Origin of the sequence: Mesorhizobium sp. B1-1-1 (assembly GCF_006442955.1) — a bacterium.
In the GTDB taxonomy this organism is placed as follows: Bacteria; Pseudomonadota; Alphaproteobacteria; order Rhizobiales; family Rhizobiaceae; genus Mesorhizobium.
The window spans coordinates 47,887-67,635 of sequence record NZ_VFWW01000012.1 but is presented as its reverse complement, the minus strand read 5'-3'; the positions used below and the strand labels follow the sequence as shown (position 1 = coordinate 67,635).

Annotated in this window: 13 protein-coding genes; 11 read left to right on the top strand and 2 right to left on the bottom strand. The window is 65.1% G+C overall.

From position 1 onward, the window contains the following. The first annotated feature begins 7 nt into the window (after positions 1–7). From FJ986_RS24160 to FJ986_RS24150, 3 genes are all read left to right on the top strand, one after another. Entirely contained in the window at positions 8–1,204 is a 1,197-nt protein-coding gene (locus FJ986_RS24160) for a serine hydrolase (protein WP_140496192.1), read from the top strand. Positions 1,205–1,237: 33 nt separating this feature from the next. Continuing rightward, complete coding sequence (locus FJ986_RS24155; RefSeq protein WP_140676043.1) at positions 1,238–2,416, top strand: serine hydrolase; 1,179 nt, start codon at positions 1,238–1,240, stop codon at positions 2,414–2,416. Between the two features lie 121 nt (positions 2,417–2,537). Continuing rightward, positions 2,538–4,859, top strand: a complete 2,322-nt coding sequence (locus FJ986_RS24150) for a Tex family protein (RefSeq protein WP_140496456.1) — start codon at positions 2,538–2,540, stop codon at positions 4,857–4,859. Here FJ986_RS24150 and FJ986_RS24145 read toward each other — a convergent pair whose 3' ends face one another. Beyond that, positions 4,860–5,771 (bottom strand): LysR family transcriptional regulator, encoded by a 912-nt coding sequence (locus FJ986_RS24145; protein WP_140624268.1) that lies wholly within the window; start codon positions 5,769–5,771, stop codon positions 4,860–4,862. It abuts the gene before it with no gap. 104 nt (positions 5,772–5,875) lie between these two features. Between FJ986_RS24145 and FJ986_RS24140 the strand changes: the two genes are divergently transcribed. The 8 genes from FJ986_RS24140 to FJ986_RS24105 all read left to right on the top strand — a co-directional run bounded on the left by FJ986_RS24140 (position 5,876) and on the right by FJ986_RS24105 (position 18,489). Continuing rightward, positions 5,876–7,072 (top strand): acyl-CoA dehydrogenase, encoded by a 1,197-nt coding sequence (locus tag FJ986_RS24140; protein ID WP_140496189.1) that lies wholly within the window; start codon positions 5,876–5,878, stop codon positions 7,070–7,072. Between the two features lie 104 nt (positions 7,073–7,176). Beyond that, a complete protein-coding gene (locus tag FJ986_RS24135; RefSeq protein WP_140624266.1) occupies positions 7,177–10,536 on the top strand; it encodes a transglutaminase family protein in 3,360 nt (1,119 codons plus the stop codon). A gap of 6 nt (positions 10,537–10,542) precedes the next feature. Next, entirely contained in the window at positions 10,543–12,954 is a 2,412-nt protein-coding gene (locus FJ986_RS24130) for a circularly permuted type 2 ATP-grasp protein (RefSeq protein ID WP_140676040.1), read from the top strand. Between the two features lie 14 nt (positions 12,955–12,968). Then, positions 12,969–13,853: a transglutaminase family protein gene (locus tag FJ986_RS24125; RefSeq protein ID WP_140522300.1), complete on the top strand. Its 885-nt coding sequence runs from the start codon at positions 12,969–12,971 to the stop codon at positions 13,851–13,853. 129 nt (positions 13,854–13,982) lie between these two features. After that, entirely contained in the window at positions 13,983–15,086 is a 1,104-nt protein-coding gene (locus tag FJ986_RS24120) for a DNA topoisomerase IB (RefSeq protein ID WP_140658524.1), read from the top strand. An 84-nt stretch (positions 15,087–15,170) separates the two neighbouring features. Further along, a complete protein-coding gene (locus tag FJ986_RS24115) occupies positions 15,171–15,545 on the top strand; it encodes a YciI family protein (protein WP_140496184.1) in 375 nt (124 codons plus the stop codon). Beyond that, entirely contained in the window at positions 15,542–16,804 is a 1,263-nt protein-coding gene (locus FJ986_RS24110) for an RNA polymerase sigma factor (protein ID WP_140522297.1), read from the top strand. Before FJ986_RS24115 ends, FJ986_RS24110 begins: the two co-directional genes overlap by 4 nt. A 170-nt stretch (positions 16,805–16,974) precedes the next feature. Next, positions 16,975–18,489 carry an aldehyde dehydrogenase family protein gene (locus FJ986_RS24105; RefSeq protein WP_140676037.1) on the top strand — a complete coding sequence of 505 codons (1,515 nt, stop codon included), beginning with the start codon at positions 16,975–16,977 and terminating at the stop codon, positions 18,487–18,489. Positions 18,490–18,676: 187 nt separating this feature from the next. On the opposite strand, the gene FJ986_RS24100 is transcribed toward FJ986_RS24105, so the two are convergent. Further along, on the bottom strand, positions 18,677–19,531 hold the full coding sequence (locus FJ986_RS24100; protein WP_140676034.1) for a hypothetical protein: 855 nt from the start codon (positions 19,529–19,531) through the stop codon (positions 18,677–18,679). Positions 19,532–19,749: the final 218 nt, after the last annotated feature.

Genomic DNA, 19,749 nt, shown 5'->3' with positions numbered 1-19,749 from the left:
GGCTTTCATGGACTCCTATCGCAACAGCGATCCGCGGCCGCCGATCATGCAGGGCTCGCCGCCCGCCATGGTGCCACCAAGGCTCGACTGGGACAGGCCGCCCTGGAACCGCTGGGCTTTCCAGCACATCAGGGAAATTCTGCCGACCGTCGAAGTCTGGCGCGGCAACGGCCACCGTCACCGCCTCGAACGCGCCGAGGTCGATCTCGACGGGCTGCCGGTCGAGGACAGCACGGGACGGAAGACGACGCTCGCGGGCCTGCTGGACGAGACCTATACGGATGGCTTCCTGGTGCTCAAGGACGGCAAGATAGCCTTTGAGCGCTACTTCAACGGCATGGACGAGCGCACGCTGCATCTGTCGCAGTCGATGGCCAAGTCGGTCACCGGCTCGGTGTTCGGCATACTGGCCGGGCGCGGGCTGGTCGATCCGGCGAGGCCGGTGACGGACTACCTGCCGGAATTGAAGGCAACCGGGTGGGCCGGCGCCAGAGTCCAGCACGTGCTCGACATGACGACGGGCGTGTGTTTCTCGGAGGAATATAACGACCGTTATTCCGACATAGGCCAGGTCGATGTCGCCACCGGCTGGAAGCCGGTGCCGCCGGGCAGCGACCCGGACTTTCGCTGGCCCGCGCACATGTTCGAGCTGATCCTGGGCTTGACGGAGACGGTCCGGCCACATGGGGCGGCATTCGAGTACCGCTCGGTCGAAACCGATGTGCTCGCGTTCATCCTGGAGCGGGTGACCGGCAAGCGGCTGGCGCAACTGGTCTCGGAAGAACTCTGGCAAAAGCTCGGCGCCGATGAAAGCGCCTGCTTCACCGTCGACAGCGCCGGCTACGCGCTGGCCGATGGCGGCTTCAACGCGACGCTGCGCGATTATGCCCGCTTCGGCCAGCTGATCCTCGATAATGGCGGCGGCATCGTGCCGGCCGATTGGATCGAGGCGACGCGCAGCGGCAGCCACGGGCCGGGCTTCAGTCCGAGCCTGCCAGAGGGCAGCTATCGCAACCAGTTCTGGATCGAGAATCCCCATTCGCGGGCGCTGATGTGCCGGGGCGTGTTCGGGCAGATGATCCACATCGACTGGAATACGCGGATGGTCGTGGTCAAGCTTTCGAGCTGGCCGGATTTCAGCAACGTCGCCTATTCCATGGCGACGCTGAAGGCCGTGCATGCCATCGCCGCCGCGCTGAGCTGAACCCCCACAAGACACGACCTGGAAGGAAATGCCATGACCGGCAAGACCGCGTTCGAGACCCGTTACGGCTTCCGCCGCAACCAGGTGCTGCTCGCCAACTGGCGGGAAAATCCGTTCAACCGATGGTCATTCCAGAACGTCGGCGAACTGGTGCCGAGCGCGCGTGTCGCCGCCCTGCCGGTCAACGAGGCGCCGGCCGAGGATTTCGGCGGATTGCTCGACGAAAAGATCGCGGTGGCGAGCACGCCGGAAACCGTCGCGGCTTTTCTCAGCCGCTCGCACACGGATGCGCTGACCGTCATGAGAGGCGGCAGGATCGTCGGCGACTGGTTTGCGCCGCATATGGATTTCGGCGCCCGCCACATCATCTTTTCGATCAGCAAGTCGGTGACCGCGATCATGGCCGGCATATTGGAAGGCGAGGGCGTGTTCGATCCGGAAGCCCCGGTGACGGCCTACATACCGGAAGCCGGCGATTCGGCCTATGGCGAGGCTACCGTGCGGCATGTGCTCGATATGAGTGTCAGCCTCGATTTCGAGGAGGCCTACCTCGATCCCGAAAGCGCCTTTGCTCGTTACCGTCGCGCCACCTTGTGGAACCCGGGCGGCGGCACGGAAAGCCTGCGTGAATTCCTCCTGACACTGCAGCGGCTCGCCGAGCCGCATGGCCAGACCTTCCGCTACCGGTCCCCCAATTCCGACCTGCTTGGCCTGCTGCTCGAACGGGCGTCCGGCCAGCGCTTCGCCGACCTGATGCGCGAGAAACTGTGGCTGCCGCTGGGTGCTGCCGGCGAAGCTTCGGTGGCGGTCGACATGGAGGGCACGGCGCGCACTGCCGGCGGCATCTCGGTGACGCCGCGCGATCTGGCGCGCGTCGGCGAGATGATGCGGCAAGGGGGCACTGCGAATGGCCGCCGCATCGTGCCCGAGGCCTGGGTGCGAGACACCACGGTAACCGGCGGCAGTTCTGAAGCCTGGCAGCGTGGCGCCATGCTGCCGCTGTTTCCCAAGGGCCGCTACCGCAACAAATGGTACCAGACAGGACATGAGAACGGGGCCTATTGCGGCATCGGGATCCATGGCCAGTGGCTCTATGTCGACCCCCGGACGGAAGTGGTGATCGCCAAGATGTCGTCGCAGCCCGAGCCGGTCGACGATCCGCTCGATCTCGAGATCGTCGTATTCTTCGAAGCGCTGAGCCGGATGGTCTGAGCGGCCGCAACATTAGGGCGCGCTTTCCTGTGGACCTCTGTCGCCGGTGAAACCGCGAAGGTTGGCGGGCAGGATAACTGCGCCTATGGTCGCCGCTCTTTTCGAGAAGAGCAGGAACGGCATGGCATCCGACATCAAGCGCATCGCAGCCATTATCGCGACCGAGATCACAGCGCGGCCCGAACAGGCCGCCGCTGCCATCGGGCTGCTCGACGAAGGCGCGACCGTGCCGTTCGTGGCGCGCTACCGCAAGGAGGTGACGGGCGGGCTCGACGACACGCAATTGCGCCTGCTGTCGGAGCGTCTTGCCTATCTGCGTGAGCTCGACGCGCGGCGTGACACCATCCTTGGCTCGATCCGGGAGCAAGGCAAGCTGACCGACGAGCTTGAATCCAAGCTCGCCTCCGCCGTCACCAAGGCCGAGCTCGAAGACATCTACCTGCCCTACAAGCCCAAGCGCCGCACCAGGGCGGAGATCGCCCGGGAGCGTGGGCTGGGGCCGCTGGCGGAAGCCATCCTGGCCGACCGCTCGCTGGTGCCGGCGGAACTCGCACTGGCCTATCTGACCGAGGACGTGGCCGACGCCAAGGCGGCACTTGAGGGTGCGCGCGACATAGTGTCGGAGCAGTTCGCCGAGAATGCCGACCTGGTCGGCAAGCTGCGAAGCTACATGAAGGAACGCGCCTTCATGCGCGCCAGGGTGGTCGACGGCAAGCAGGAGGCGGGTGCGAAATTCTCCGATTATTTCGACCATGTCGAGCGCTGGGCCACCGTGCCGAGCCACCGCGCGCTGGCGATGCTGCGCGGCCGCAACGAGGAGGTGCTGTCGCTCGACATCGAGGTCGATGCCGACGACTCTTCGCCGGTGAAGCCGGTAGAGCGGATGATCGCCAATGCCTACGCCATCGGCGGCAGCCTGCCGGGCGATCGCTGGCTGATGGAGGTCGCAGGCTGGACCTGGCGCATAAAACTATCCCTGCACCTGACGCTCGATCTGATGCGCGACCTGCGCGAACGGGCCGAGGAAGAGGCGATCCACGTCTTCGCCCGCAATTTGAAGGATCTGCTGCTCGCCGCCCCCGCCGGATCGCGGCCGACGATGGGGCTCGACCCTGGCATCCGCACCGGCGTCAAGGTCGCGGTGGTCGACGGCACCGGCAAGCTGGTGGCGACGACAACGGTCTATCCGTTCCCGCCCAGGAACGATGTGCGTGGCACGCAGGCGGAGCTCGCCAAGCTCGTTCGCCTGCACAAGGTCGAGCTGATCTCGATCGGCAATGGCACCGGCAGCCGCGAAACCGAGAAGCTGGTGGCCGACATGCTGTCCGACATGCCTTCCGACGGCGGGCCGAAGCCGCTCAAGGTGATCGTCAGCGAGGCCGGCGCTTCGGTCTATTCGGCTTCGGCGACGGCGGCGGCGGAATTCCCCGGTCTCGACGTATCATTGCGCGGTGCGGTGTCGATCGCGCGCCGCTTGCAGGATCCGCTGGCCGAACTGGTCAAGATCGAGCCGAAATCGATCGGCGTCGGCCAGTATCAGCACGATGTCGACCAGTACCGGCTTGGCCGCTCGCTGGAGGCGGTGGTCGAGGACGCCGTCAACGCGGTTGGCGTCGATCTCAACACGGCTTCGGCGCCGCTTCTGGCGCGGGTTTCAGGGCTCGGGGCGTCGCTCGCAGACGCCATCGTCGCGCATCGCGATGCCACCGGCCCGTTCGCCAGCCGCAAGGATTTGCTCAAGGTCTCCCGCCTCGGGCCGCGTGCGTTCGAGCAATGCGCCGGCTTCCTGCGCATCCCGAACGGCTCCGAGCCGCTCGACGCCTCGGCCGTGCATCCGGAAGCCTACGGCGTGGCCAAAAAGATCGTCGCCGCCTGCGGGCGCGATGTGCGTTCGCTGATGGGCGACAGTGCGGCGCTGAAGGCGCTCGATCCGCGCGTTTTCGTGGACGAGCGGTTCGGCCTGCCGACGGTGCGCGACATTTTGGCTGAGCTGGAAAAGCCCGGCCGCGATCCGCGCCCCGGCTTCAAGACGGCAACCTTCGCCGATGGCATCGACGACATCAAGGATCTGAAGCCCGGCATGCTGCTGGAAGGCACCGTCACCAATGTCGCCGCCTTCGGCGCCTTCGTCGACATCGGCGTCCACCAGGACGGGCTGGTGCACGTTTCGCAACTGGCCGACCGTTTCATCAAGGACGCGCATGAGGTGGTCAAGGCCGGCGACGTGGTCAAGGTGCGGGTCGTCGACGTCGACATCAAGCGCAAGCGAATCGCGCTTTCCATGCGCAGGGATGGTGGCGAGGGCAGCGCATCGCGCGGCCCGCGAGACAATGGCGGCGGCAGGCCGGCGCCACGCTCGCCCGCGCCGCAGCGCCAGCCGGAGCGGCCGCCACAGCAAGGTGCGTTCGGCGCGGCGTTGGCGGATGCGTTGAAGCGGAAGTAGCTACCACGCCAGAACAGCCGGGTCCTTTTCAACCTGGCTCGTCAGCCAATCTCGAAAACTCGCGACCGGCGGATGGCCGCGCTTGTCGTGCGGGACGACTAGATAATAGGCGCTGCGGCTGTGCATAGGCTGGCCGGGCGCGGGCACCAGCTGGCCGCGCTGCAACTCGCCTGAGATGAGGATTTGCGGCAGCAGAGCCACGCCCAGACCCGCCATGCAGGCCTGGGCGGCGGTGCCGAACTGTTCGAACTGCATACCCGGTCCGGTCGGCGCGCTCAGGCCCTGATGCTCAAACCATTCTGTCCAGGCGCCAGACCGCGTCGCCATGTGCAGCAGCGGCAGACGGCCGATGTCGGCCGGCGTGGCGATGGAGCGCTCGGCGAGAAATTCGGGCGACACCACCGGGGCCACCACCTCCCGCACCAGCAGCGTCGAGTCTGCCTCGGGCCAGTCCGGCAGGCCATAATGGATGGCGGCGTCCAGCCGCTCTCTGGCGAAGTCGAAGCGGCCGACGCGGGTGACGAAGTTGATGGTGATGTCGGGATTGTTGTCGACGAAGTCTGGGATCATCGGCATCAGCCAGCGCGTGCCGAAGGTCGGCAGGATTGCGAGGTTCAGGATGCCGCTATGCCGATTACTCATCAATCCAAGCGCTGCGTCGCGCAATTGGCCAAGTGCCGAACGGACCACTTCGGCGTAGGTTTCGCCCGCCGCCGACAGCCGGACATTGCGGCTGTCGCGCTCGAACAGCCGGCGGCCAAACTGGTCCTCGATCAGCCTGATCTGCCGACTGACGGCGCCCTGGGTTAAATCCAGCTCCTGGGCTGCAGCGGTGAAACTGCCAAGCCGGGCCACCGCTTCGAAGGCGGCAAGCGCGTTGATGTTAGGCAAAAGACGACGTTGGACGCTCATGATCTATTCCTAACGCTCATTGATCGGTGAAGCAATTTCGTTTGATTTTTTCAGGCCGTGGGCCGATAAGCCGGACTTCACCCGTTTTTAAGGATCGAGACGCCATGGCTGCCGACAAGAATGCATTCGTCTGGGAAGACCCGTTCCTGATCGAGGACCAGCTTTCGGAAGACGAGCGCATGGTGCGGGATGGGGCGGCGGCCTTCGCCGCCGACAAGCTCGCGCCGCGCATCGAGGAGGCCTATCTCAACGAAACCTTCGACACGGCGATTTTTCGCGAGATGGGCGAGGCCGGCCTGCTCGGCATCAACATTCCGGAAGAATTCGGCGGCCTCGGCGCCAACTATGTCACCTACGGCCTGGTCGCCCGCGAAGTGGAGCGCGTCGATTCCGGCTATCGTTCGATGATGTCGGTGCAGTCGTCGCTGGTGATGTATCCCATTTATGCCTATGGCTCGGACGAACAGCGCAGGAAGTATCTACCCAAGCTCGCCAGCGGCGAGTGGATAGGCTGTTTCGGCCTGACCGAACCGGATGCCGGCTCCGACCCCGGCGGCATGAAGACGCGCGCCGAGAAGACCGCCAATGGTTACAAGCTTACCGGCTCCAAGATGTGGATCTCCAATGCGCCCGTCGCCGACGTGTTCGTCGTCTGGGCGAAGCTGAAGGGCGAGAACGGCAAGGATGAGATCCGTGGCTTCGTCCTGGAAAAGGGCATGAAGGGGCTTTCGGCGCCGAAGATCGGCGGCAAGCTGTCGCTGCGGGCGTCGATCACCGGCGAGGTGGTTATGGAAGGCGTCGAGGTCGGCGAGGATGCTCTGCTGCCCAACGTGTCGGGGCTGAAGGGGCCGTTCGGCTGCCTCAACCGGGCTCGCTACGGCATTTCCTGGGGCTCGATGGGCGCGGCCGAAGATTGTTGGCATCGCGCGCGCCAGTATGGCCTCGACCGCAAGCAGTTCGGCAAGCCGCTGGCCAGCACGCAGCTCTATCAGAAGAAGCTCGCCGACATGCAGACCGAGATCGCGCTCGGGCTGCAGGCCTCGTTGCGCGTCGGGCGGCTGCTCGACGAAGGCAAGATGGCGCCGGAGATGATCTCGATCGTCAAGCGCAACAATTGCGGCAAGGCGCTCGACATCGCCCGCCAGGCGCGCGACATGCATGGCGGCAACGGCATCCAGATCGGCTATCACGTGATGCGCCATGCGCAGAATCTGGAGACGGTCAACACCTATGAGGGCACGCATGACGTGCACGCGCTGATCCTGGGACGGGCGCAGACGGGGATCCAAGCGTTTTTCTGAGGTTCGGTAGCCGTTTAAGTTAGGTGCAGCGCAACATCCGCTTGGAGAATGACGGCCAGATGTGTCAGGGTTCGGCCAGCTAAACGCCGATCTTCCGGGGCTCCATGGCAATTCTGGCCGCCGTCTATCACCTGACCCATTACAAATACGACCGGCCGGTGGTTCTTGGTCCCCAGGTGATCAGGCTCCAGCCGGCGCCACATTCGCGCACCAAAGTGCTCAGCCATTCGTTGAAGGTCGAGCCGGCGAACCACTTCGTCAATCTCCAGCAGGACCCCTACGGCAATTTCCTCGCCCGTTTCGTCTTTCCCGACCCGGTGAGCGAACTCAAGATCGAGGTCGACCTCGTCGCCGACATGACGGTCTACAACCCGTTCGATTTCTTCGTGGAGGAGACGGCGGAAAATTTCCCGTTCGAGTATCCGGAAGAGACACGCAACGACCTCGCCATCTATCGCACACCGGAACCGGCAGGCCCGCTGCTGTCGGCGTTCCTGAAAACCATCGATACCAGCCCGAAAAACACGGTCAATTTTCTCGTCGACCTCAATGCCCGGCTGCAGCGCGAAATCGCCTATATCGTGCGCATGGAGACCGGCGTGTTCTCGCCGGAGGAAACGCTGGCGGCCGCCAAAGGGTCGTGCCGCGATTCAAGCTGGCTGCTGGTGCAGATCCTGCGCAATCTAGGCATCGCCGCGCGCTTTGTCTCGGGCTATCTGATCCAGCTCAAGCCCGACCTCGTCGCGCTCGATGGGCCGGCCGGTACATCAGTGGATTTCACTGACCTGCACGCCTGGTGCGAGGTCTATCTTCCCGGCGCTGGCTGGATCGGTTTCGACCCGACTTCGGGCCTGCTTACCGGCGAGAGCCATGTACCGCTTGCCGCCACCCCGCATTTTCGCAATGCAGCGCCCATTTCCGGCATGGCGAGCTTTGCCAATGTCGAGTTCGGCTTCGACATGCGGGTCGACCGCATCGCGGAGCATCCGCGCATCACCAAGCCGTTCTCGGATGAAAGCTGGCATGCGCTTGATGCGCTCGGCAACAAGGTCGATGCGGCGCTGGCGGACGGGGATGTACGGCTGACCATGGGCGGCGAGCCGACCTTCGTGTCGATCGACGATTTCGAGTCCGCCGAGTGGAACACCGCCGCCGTCGGCCCGACAAAACGCGAAAAGGCCGATGCGCTGATCCGGAGGCTGCGCGAGCGCTTCGCGCCTGGCGGCTTCCTCCATTATGGCCAAGGCAAATGGTACCCCGGCGAAAGCTTACCGCGCTGGACCTTTTCGCTCTACTGGCGCACCGACGGCCAGCCGGTGTGGAGCGACCCGTCGCTGATCGCGCGGGAGAAAAGCGAAGCCGATATCGGTCCGAAGCAGGCCGAGAGCCTGCTGACCGCGATCGCCGGCGAGCTCGGCATCGAAACGTCCATGGTCAGCGAAGCCTATGAGGATCCGGCCGAGTGGCTGCTCAAGGAAGGCAAGCTGCCGGAGAATGTCGATCCGTCCAATTCGAAGCTGGAGGATCCCGAAGAGCGCAGCCGCATGGCGACGGTGTTCGAACGCGGGCTGACCAAGCCGTCGGGCTATGTGCTGCCGGTGCAGCGCTGGAACAGCCAGGCGTCGGGCCAGCGCTGGCGCTCGGAAAAATGGACGACGCGGCGCGGGCGGCTGTTCCTGGTGCCGGGCGATTCACCGGTCGGCTACCGCCTGCCGCTCGGCACGCTGCCTCACGTGCCGCCGGAGCAGTTTCCCTATATCGTTCCGGTCGATCCTTCGCAGCCGCGCGGTGCGCTGCCCGTGCGGGAGGCGATCTTGCCCATGGCGGCTCCGGCCGAACCTCAGGGCGCCGATGAAATGGCACGCCGCCAGCAGGCGGCATCGTTCACGGCCGCGACCGCCCAGCAGGACCGGGTCGAGCAGGAGATCACCGAGATCGGCGGCGCGGTGCGTACCGCGCTTTCGGTCGAGCCGCGCGAGGGACGGCTCTGCGTGTTCATGCCGCCGGTCGAGGCGCTGGAGGATTATCTTGAGTTGGTGGCGGCAGCCGAGAACGCGGCCAAGGCGATCAGGTTGCCAGTGCATATCGAGGGCTACGGCCCGCCGCATGATCCGCGCCTCAACGTCATCCGCGTCGCGCCGGACCCTGGCGTCATCGAGGTCAACATCCACCCGGCTGCCAACTGGCAGGACTGCGTGGCGACGACCACGGCGATCTACGAGGAGGCGCGGCAAACGCGGCTTGGCGCGGATAAATTCATGATCGACGGCCGCCACACCGGCACCGGCGGCGGCAACCATGTTGTGGTCGGCGGCGCGACGCCCAATGACAGCCCGTTTCTGCGCCGCCCCGATCTTTTGAAGAGCCTGGTGCTGAAATGGCAGCGGCATCCCTCGCTGTCTTATCTCTTCTCCGGCCTGTTCATCGGCCCGACCAGCCAGGCGCCGCGCTTCGACGAGGCGCGCCACGATTCGCTCTACGAGCTGGAAATCGCCATGGCGCAGATGCCGCATCCGCACCACGGCAACGCGCCTTTGCCATGGCTGGTCGACCGGCTGTTCCGCAACCTTTTGACCGACGTCACCGGGAATACGCACCGCTCGGAAATCTGCATCGACAAGCTGTTTTCGCCTGACGGACCGACGGGACGGCTGGGGCTGGTGGAATTCCGCGGCTTCGAGATGCCGCCCAATGCGCGCATGAGCTTGGCGCAGCAACTGCTGGTCAGGGCGATCATCGCTCGCGCCTGGAAGAACCCGCTCTACGGCCGTTTCGTGCGCTGGGGCACGTCGCTGCACGACCGCTTCATGCTGCCGCATCATGTCTGGGCAGATTTTCTCGACGTTCTCGACGACCTCAAGCTCAACGGTTTCACGTTCCGCCCCGAATGGTTCGACGCGCAGCTCGAGTTCCGCTTTCCCTTCTGCGGCGAGGTCCAATATGCGGGCGTCAAGCTGGAACTGCGGCAGGCCCTGGAGCCGTGGCATGTTATGGGCGAGCAGGGGGCCATCGGCGGCACCGTGCGCTTCGTCGATTCCTCGGTCGAAAGGTTGCAGGTCAAGACCGAAGGTCTCAATCCGGAGCGCCATGCCGTCGTCTGCAACGGCCGCATCGTGCCGATGAAGGTTACCGACAACAGGGAAGTCGCGGTGGCGGGCGTGCGCTTCAAGGCGTGGCAGCCCGCTTCGGGCCTGCATCCGGCACTGCCGGTCAATACGCCGCTGGTGTTCGATATCTACGACCGTTGGTCGGGTCGGGCGGTTGGCGGCTGCGTCTATCATGTCGCGCATCCGGGCGGGCGCAGCTACGACACTTTTCCGGTCAACGGCAACGAGGCGGAAGCGCGCCGGCTCGCCCGCTTCGAAGCGCGCGGCCACACGCCGTCGGCCTATGTGTTGCGCGAGGAACAACCCACGGAAGATTTCCCCATGACGCTTGACCTTCGGCGTCCACCAAGATTCTGATCTGACATGGCAAAGGGGAATCACAAGCGGGTACGCGGCAAGGCGCAGATCCATTGCCTGCTGGAGCACTACCAGCCGATCGACGGCGTCGTCGACGAGATGGTCGACGCTTCGGGCAATCCCCGTCCGGCCTGGAAGCATTTCATCGAGGCGCTCGACGATCTCGGCGCCGAAGAACTCGCCCAGCGTTTTGCCCGTGCCGACCAGTATCTGCGCGACGCCGGCGTCTATTATCGCGTCTACGACAAGGCCGGCGCCAACGAGCGCGAATGGCCGCTGGCGCATGTCCCGGTGCTCATCGAGGACGCCGAGTGGGCAGCGATCAGCGCCGGCCTGGTGCAGCGCGCCGAGCTGTTCGAGGAGATCATCGCCGATATATACGGGCCGAACCGGCTGGTCGAAAAGGGCATCCTGCCGGCCGGTCTGATCGCGGCAAGCCCCGAATATTTGCGGCCGGTGGTCGGCACCAGGCCGGCCGACGGCCATTTCCTGCATTTCTGCGCCTTCGAACTCGGCCGCGGGCCGGACGGCCGCTGGTGGGTGTTGGGCGACCGTACTCAGGCACCATCCGGCGCCGGTTTCGCTCTGGAGAACCGCGTCGCCACGACCCGCGCGCTGTCGGACATCTATGGCGAGATGCATGTGCATCGCCTCGCCGGCTTCTTCCGGCGCTTTCGCGATGCGCTGATCGGCATGGCCAGGGAAGCCGACGGCCGCGTCGCCATTCTGACGCCTGGACCGCTCAACGAAACCTATTACGAACACGCCTATATCGCCCGCTATCTCGGCATCATGCTGCTCGAAGGCGAGGACCTGACCGTTTCCGGGGGCAGGCTGATGGTGCGCACCGTTTCCGGGCTGATGCCGATCAGCGTGCTGTGGCGACGGCTGGACGCGGCGTTCGCCGATCCGTTGGAACTGCGCTCGGAGTCGCAAATCGGTACGCCGGGCCTGGTCGAGGCGATCCGGCAAGGCAGCGTCTCCACCGTCAATGCGCTCGGCTCGGGCCTGATGGAAACGCGCGCGCTGCTTGCCTTCCTGCCCAAGATCGCGCGCGAATTGCGGGGCGAGGAACTCGAGCTGCCCACCGTCGCGACATGGTGGTGCGGTCAGGCATCCGACCGAGCGCATGTGCTCGCCAATATCGACCGCATGGTGATCGGGCCGGCGCTGTCGACGAGGCTGGCCTTCGAGGACGACGACCAGACTAGGCTTGGCTCCGCGCTGTCGGCCGGGGAGCGGGCGGACCTGGTGGCGCGCATCGAACGCGACGGCGACGCTTTCTTCGGCCAGGAAGCGGTGACGCTTTCGACGACGCCCGTCTATGTCGGCGGCTGGCTGGAGCCGCGGCCGGCAAGCCTGCGTGTCTACCTGGCGCGCACGCCCGAGGGCTGGACGGTGATGCCGGGCGGGTTCGCCCGCGTCGGCCTGTCGCTCGATCCGACCGCGATCGCCATGCAGCGCGGCGGCCAGGCGGCCGATGTCTGGGTGGTCAGCGACCGGCCGGTGGAGCGCGAGACGCTGCTGCCACAAGAGGGCGACAGCTTCAGCCGCACCAGGCCGGGCAGCCTGCCCAGCCGCGCAGCGGAAAACCTGACCTGGCTCGGCCGCTACATCGAACGCTCGGAAGACACGGTGCGCATCCTGCGCGCCTATCATGTGCGGCTCGCCGAAACTTCCGATCCGGATATGCCGCTGCTGGCCGACATCAGGGATCATCTCGAACCGTTCGGCATCGATGTCGAAACAGCGATCCCATCGGGGCTGATCGGTACGCTGGACAGCGCGGTCTACAGCGCCGGCCAGATCCGCGACCGTTTCTCGCCGGACGGCTGGCTGGCGCTCAAGGACTTGTCGAAGACCATCCATCAGTTCGCGACGACGGTGGCGCCGGGGGATGACGCGACGCGGGCGATGACCGTCATCCTGCGCAAGCTCGCCGGTTTTTCCGGCCTGCTGCACGAGAACATGTACCGCTTCGCGGGCTGGCGGTTCCTGGAGATCGGCCGGCGGCTGGAACGCGGCATACAGATCGCCAGCACGCTCGCCCGGCTGACCAGCGACAAGGCGCCGGACGGCGCGCTCGACATGATGCTGGAGATCGGCGACAGCGTCATGACGCACCGGCGGCAGTACCCTGTGCAAGCCGGCCGCCGCACGGTGATCGACCTTCTGGCGCTCGATCCGCTCAATCCGCGTTCCATCCTGTTCCAGCTCGAACGGCTGAAGGCCGAGATCGGGCTGCTGCCGGCGATCGGCGGCGAGGGGCACATGTCGCCTGCGGCCAAGGAAATCCTGCAGCTCAACACAGCCATCGCCATCAAGGAGCCAGCGGACATGACTGTGAAGGCGCTGAACGATCTCGCCGGCGAGATAGGCGGGCTCTACAGCAGCCTCGCCAAGGCCTATTTCGGTTAAGGCGGCGCTCCGGCATGCTCTACGACATCAGGCTTCACCTTCACTACGACTACGCCGCCGTCGCCGGCGGCGGCCGTCACCAGGTCCGCGTGTTGCCGCCGACCATCGACGGCGTGCAGCGCGTCGTCGCAGCGTCGCTATCCTTCGCGCCGGCGCCAAACGAACGCTCGGATTTTTCCGATTTCTTCGGCAACAACGTCACCTCGATCGCCTTCCGCGACGCGCATGACGCGCTCGACATCAGGATGAGCGCGCGCGTGGCGGTGTCGCGACCGGAACTCGGGCTCGACGTGTCGCCCGATCTTAGCCGGCTGCGTCAGGAGCTCGCCGCCATGCGCTCCCTGGCGCCGGATACACCGCACCATTTCCTGGCCGCCAGCGGTCACGCCGGCATCGATGCGGCGATCACCGCCTATGCGCGCGATAGCGTCGGCGGCTCGGCCGCCGGTACGGCGATGAACCTCTGCAATCGCATCCACCGCGATTTCACCTATGATGGCGAGGCGACAACCGTGCGGACCCTGGCTGGCGACGCATTCCGGCTGAAGCGCGGGGTGTGCCAGGATTTCTCGCATATCATGATCGCCGGCCTGCGCGGGCTTGGCATACCGGCCGGCTATGTCAGCGGCTTCCTGCGCACCATTCCGCCCAAGGGCAAGGCCAGGCTGGAGGGCGCCGACGCCATGCATGCATGGGTCAAGGTGTGGTGCGGGCGCGATGCCGGCTGGCAGGAGTTCGACCCGACCAACGGCATGCGGGCCTCCAACGATCACATCACCGTCGGCTATGGCCGTGACTATTCGGATGTCGCGCCGATCGTCGGCGTTCTCAAGACCACCGGCGGACAGGTCGGAGAGCAAGCCGTCGACGTTATTCCGGTGGTGCTGGAGAAGACCTGACGTCAGGCCTGCTTGCGCAAAGCGCCTTGCAGGGTTCCGCCCGACGTGGGTGGCCGCCGACTTTTCGGACAGGAATGGAACCAGCGCTCGGCCCAGAGGCTTATCTACGGGTGTTTCCGTGGGGCCAGCATGCTGCAGAAATCCGGATTGACTATCGACGGCGAGGCCGCACCAAAGAACGGCGCTCAGATCTCTGCCGAGGATGCCGCACTGATCTATGTCAGCGATACCGAGCCCGGTATCCGCCGACTGAAAGCGGGCAAGGGATTTTCCTACAGGGGAGCTGACGGAAGGCCGGTCTCGGATGCCACCCGAGCGCGCATCGAGGCGATCGTTATCCCGCCGGCCTGGACGGATGTGTGGATCTCGCCCGAGGCGGACGGCCATATCCAGGCAACCGGCAGGGATCAGCGCGGGCGCAAGCAATATCGCTACCATCCGCGTTGGGCCGAGGAACGCGACAGCGCCAAATATTCGAGCCTTGTCGCTTTCGCCGAAAGCCTGCCGGAGCTTCGGCGCAGGATCGACAGCGACCTGCGCCGCCATGGCCTGCCGCTCGAACGCGTCGTCGCCGCGATCGTCTGGCTGCTCGACAACACCATGATCCGAGTCGGCAACGCCGCTTACGCCCGCGACAACAAGAGCTTCGGCCTGACGACGCTGCGGGACCGCCATGTCGACATCAAGGGATCGAGCCTGCGGTTCGCCTTCAAGGGCAAATCGGGCAAGGAATGGAAATTGAAGCTGGTCGATCGCCGCATCGCGCGAATCGTGCGGGGCGCGCAGGACCTGCCGGGCCAAAAGCTGTTCCAGTATCTCGATGAGGACGGCAACAGACACCCGGTGCGCTCCGAGGACGTCAACCGCTACATCCGCGAGGCCATCGGCGATGCATTCAGCTCGAAACATTTCCGTACATGGGGCGGCACCATTCACGCCGCGTCGCTGTTCGCGCAAACGGTGCTGCCCGACAGCCAGGCACAGCAGAAACGGGCGATGAACAGCGTCATCGACAGGGTCGCCGAGCGGCTGGGCAACACGCGCGCCGTCTGCCGCCAATGCTATATCCATCCGCAAGTCTTCGAAGCATGGCTGCAGGGACGGCTGCTTGCCGAAATGGCGGAAGCCAACAAGCGCAAACGGTCGATAGACGGTCTCGATGACGAGGAAGCGCTCGTGCTGCGATGGCTGAAGACGCACGAAAGCGGACCCGCGGCAACCACCGGCCGCTGAATCCACGGCGCCTCGATTTTTTTATCGACGCCGTGTCGGGATCGGTCCTAGTGTTTCGTCCTTTGACACAGAAGAGGACAAACCATGCTCTACGCGATCTTGTGCTATGCTTCCGAAGACGTCGTCTGCTCCTGGAGCAAGGAACAGGACGACAAGGTCATGGCCAACATTCTCGATGTCCAGCAGAAATACGCGGACGCCGGCCGGCTTGGCCCGGTGGCGCGGCTTTTGCCGACGACGGCGGCGACGACGCTGAGGAAGGTCAAGGGCGAATCGATCGTCATCGACGGGCCGTTCGCCGAGACCAAGGAACAGTTCCTCGGCTTCTACACGCTCGAATGCGCCGATCTCGACGAGGCGGTGGAGTTCGCGCGCGAACTTTCCGAGGTCAATCCGAGCGGCGGCTCCTACGAAATCCGGCCGGTATCCATCTTCAATCCCACTAGGGTCGCCGTATGACCGAACTTGCCTGGATCAGCTCAGCGATCAGCGCCGCCCGCCCGCAGGCGATGGGTGCGCTGCTGCGCTATTTCCGCGACCTCGATACGGCGGAGGAAGCTTTCCAGGACGCTTGCCTCAGGGCGCTGAAGAACTGGCCGCAGAACGGTCCGCCGCGCGATCCGGCGGCCTGGCTGATCTTCGTCGGACGCAACAGCGGCATCGACGCGGTGCGCAAGCGCGCCAAGCAGGCGCCGATGCCGGAAGAGGACCAGATATCTGATCTCGAGGACGCAGAGAGCGACATCGCCGAGCGGCTCGATGGCGCGCACTACCGCGACGACATATTGCGACTGCTGTTCATCTGCTGCCATCCCGACCTGCCGGCAACGCAGCAGATCGCGGTGGCGCTGCGCATTGTCTCCGGCCTTACGGTCAAGCAGATCGCGCGCGCCTTCCTGGTCGGCGAAAGCGCCATGGAGCAGCGCATCACCCGCGCCAAGGCACGTATCGCCGACGCCGGCGTGCCGTTCGAGACGCCGGGCGCGGTGGAGCGCTCGGAGCGGCTCGCCGCAGTCGCAGCCATGGTCTACCTGATCTTCAACGAGGGCTATTCGATCAACAGCGGCGAGGCGCCAGCCCGCGCGCCGCTGTGCGAGGAGGCGATCCGGCTGGCCCGGCTGCTGCTCAGGCTGTTCCAGACCGAGCCGGAGATCATGGGGCTGACGGCGCTGCTGCTTCTCCAGCATGCGCGCGCACCGGCCCGCTTCGATGCGGACGGAGAGATCGTTCTGCTCGAGGATCAGGACCGCAGCCTGTGGAGCCGCAAGATGATCGACGAGGGGCTGGCGCTGGTCGACAAGGCGCTGCGCCACCGAAAGCCCGGCCCTTACCAGGTGCAGGCGGCGATTGCCGCGCTGCATGCGCGGGCTGAAAAGGCCGAGGACACGGACTGGGTGGAGATCGACCTGCTCTACGGCCTGCTCGAACAAATGCAGCCGTCGCCTGTCGTCACCCTCAACCGTGCGGTTGCGGTCTCCAAGGTGCGTGGCCCGGAGGCCGCGCTCGCCATGATCGAGCCGCTGGAGCAGAGGCTTTCCGGCTATTTCCACTTCTTCGGCCTCAAGGGCGGGCTTTTGATGCAACTCGACCGGGGCGAGGAGGCGCGAGTCGCCTTCGATCGCGCCATCGCGCTTGCCAACACCGCGGCGGAAGCGGCCCATATACGCATGCACATCGACCGGCTGATGAAGGACAGCGCAGCGCGCACCGCAAGCTGACCCTGGTTCAATGGTCTGGCCCGAGCTTGGACCATGCCGGGGTGGCGATTTTTTCCTGAAACCGCTATTGGCACGCCAAGACAGCGCCACCCTGCGCCTGACCGCACAGGGAATGCACGGCGCAATGCTTGACCACGCCACATGAATGGCGGGATCTGAAAGGGACAGACATGACGATAGCGAAGGAAACCGCCGAGCTGCTGGCGAAACTGGGTGTTGCCAAGGAGGCGCTTGTCGGCGGCGACCTGATCGTGCGCAGCCCGGTCACGGGCGAGCAGATCGCGGCATTGAGCACGATCTCACAGGCCGATGCGGCCAGGACCATCGATGCCGCGCACAAGGCGTTCCAGGCCTGGCGGCTGGTACCGGGCCCGAAGCGCGGCGAGCTGGTGCGGCTGCTCGGCGAGGAATTGCGCGCGCACAAGGCCGAACTTGGCCGGCTGGTGTCGATCGAGGTCGGCAAGATCCCCTCGGAAGGGCTCGGCGAAGTGCAGGAGATGATCGACATCTGCGACTTCGCCGTCGGTCTTTCCAGGCAATTGTACGGACTGACCATCGCCACCGAGCGCCCAGGACACCGCATGATGGAAACCTGGCATCCGCTCGGCGTGGTCGGCGTCATCTCCGCCTTCAACTTCCCAGTCGCGGTGTGGTCGTGGAATGCGGCGCTCGCGCTGGTCTGCGGCGACGCGGTGGTATGGAAGCCTTCCGAAAAAACGCCGCTGACGGCGCTTGCCTGCGAGGCGATCTTCAAGCGCGCCGTCAAGCGCTTCGGCACTGATGCGCCGGAAGGGCTCGCGTCGGTGCTGATCGGCGACCGCGCCGTCGGCGAGATTCTGGTGGATCATCCCAAGGTGCCGCTGGTCTCCGCCACCGGCTCGACCCGCATGGGCCGCGACGTCGGCCCGCGCCTGGCCAAGCGTTTTGCACGCGCGGTGCTGGAGCTCGGCGGCAACAATGCCGGCATCGTCTGCCCGACCGCCGATCTCGACATGGCGTTGCGCGCGATTGCCTTTGGCGCGATGGGCACGGCGGGCCAGCGCTGCACGACGCTGAGGCGCCTGTTCGTGCATGACAGCGTCTACGACGCCTTGGTACCGCGGCTGAAGAAGGCCTATCAGAGCGTCTCTGTCGGCAATCCGCTGGAGACGTCGGCGCTCGTTGGGCCGCTGATCGACAAGGCAGCCTACGAAGCCATGCGGAAGGCGCTGCAGGAAGCGTCCGCCCACGGCGGCAAGGTGACCGGCGGCACGCGGGTCGAGAATGGCCATCCGGACGCCTACTACGTGCATCCGGCGCTAGTCGAAATGCCCAGCCAAGTGTCGCCGGTGACCGAAGAGACGTTCGCGCCGATCCTCTATGTGATGAAGTATTCCGATTTCGACGCCGTGCTTGACGAGCACAATGCGGTGGGAGCGGGGCTGTCGTCGTCGATCTTCACCCGCGACCTGCAGGAGTCCGAGCGCTTTCTCGGCGTCGACGGCTCGGACTGCGGCATCGCCAATGTCAATATCGGCACGTCGGGCGCCGAGATCGGCGGAGCCTTCGGTGGTGAAAAGGAAACCGGCGGCGGCCGCGAGAGCGGCTCCGATGCGTGGAAAGCCTATATGCGCCGCGCCACCAACACGGTGAACTATTCCAAGGCGCTGCCGCTCGCCCAGGGTGTCTCCTTCGACATCGAGTGACATTGCGGGTTCCGGCTCGGGTGACCTTGCGCACCCGGGCCGTTCTGCGGCCTGAGGTTCACTGCTGAGGGCAGTTATGCTGTCATTCTTCGTATGGTGCTGACGTCCCGCCGCCGAGGCGGTTTTTTGTTTCGAAGGATACGCAGCGGCACGGACCCCCTTCATAGCCTGGGCAGCGGCGAGTCTCTCAGTGGTCGGTGGAAAAGCATGCTGCGAAGGCGGCATCCACGATGGCCAGCTTGGCGGCCTGGACGGTCATGTATTCCTGAAAGAAGCGGTGCGAGACCCACATCACGGAATTGCCGCGCTGGCCCAGCCAGCCGATGCTGCCGAGCGCCTCGGCATCGCGTAGTTTTCGGGCGAGGTGGGTGCGCGACAGTTTGAGCCAACTGGCGAATTCCGCCACCGAGACCACGCTGGTCGGAATCCGATCTAGGCCGGCATGGTCGGGGTCGATGCCGGACATGAGCCGATCCATGACGATGCCGCCATTGTTGAGCCAGATGAACAGGGAAAAGGTCTGGTTGGGTTCGCGCACCGGTTTGGACGAAAGCAGGCCGTCGGCCACGAGGGGCTGCAGGGCGGCGAGCATATCGGGCCGCTCCAGGTATTTCGCCAGCCGGTCCGCGCCGTCGAGTCGGTCAAGGGTCCGTAGATGTGCGTGCACCCATCCGGTGAATGTCCGCACCGTGTCCGCTGTCGGCTGCAACGGGTGGGTGCGCCCGTCTCCGCCCGCGACGTATTCGGCGATGCGGTAATTCAGCATCTCCTTGATGAAAGCGTCGGCGGTGTTGCGGCTGGCGATCTTGTGCTGATGCACGAACTCGATGAAGCGCGACACCGTCAACGCGGTGCGACGGTCGCCCGGGTCGCGCCTGAAATGCATGGCAAGGCCGACATGGCCCATCAGCCAGCGCTGCTGCGTGGCGAATATGGAAGCAAGCCGCGGGCTGGCTTCGTAGATGTGGATCAGCGCCAGCGACTGCTCCTGGACGTGGCGGTGCAGATCCGGATGAGCGGCTATGTCCTCGATGTCCAGCATCCGCCTCCTTCTGGTTGGCCAAGCTTACTGCGCTCCAAGAGCGGGTCGCGTCGAAGCGGATTCATGCGACGCGCTTTTGGCTTCTTTAGTGCATGTCGTTCTCCCAAAACCGAGGTCACTCTTGGGCGACACGCATTTAGACATTTTCAGCCTTGCGCATTTGTGTCCAGATGAGACGGCTCGGACTAAAGTCCAGTTCTGTAGCCAATGATGGCGGC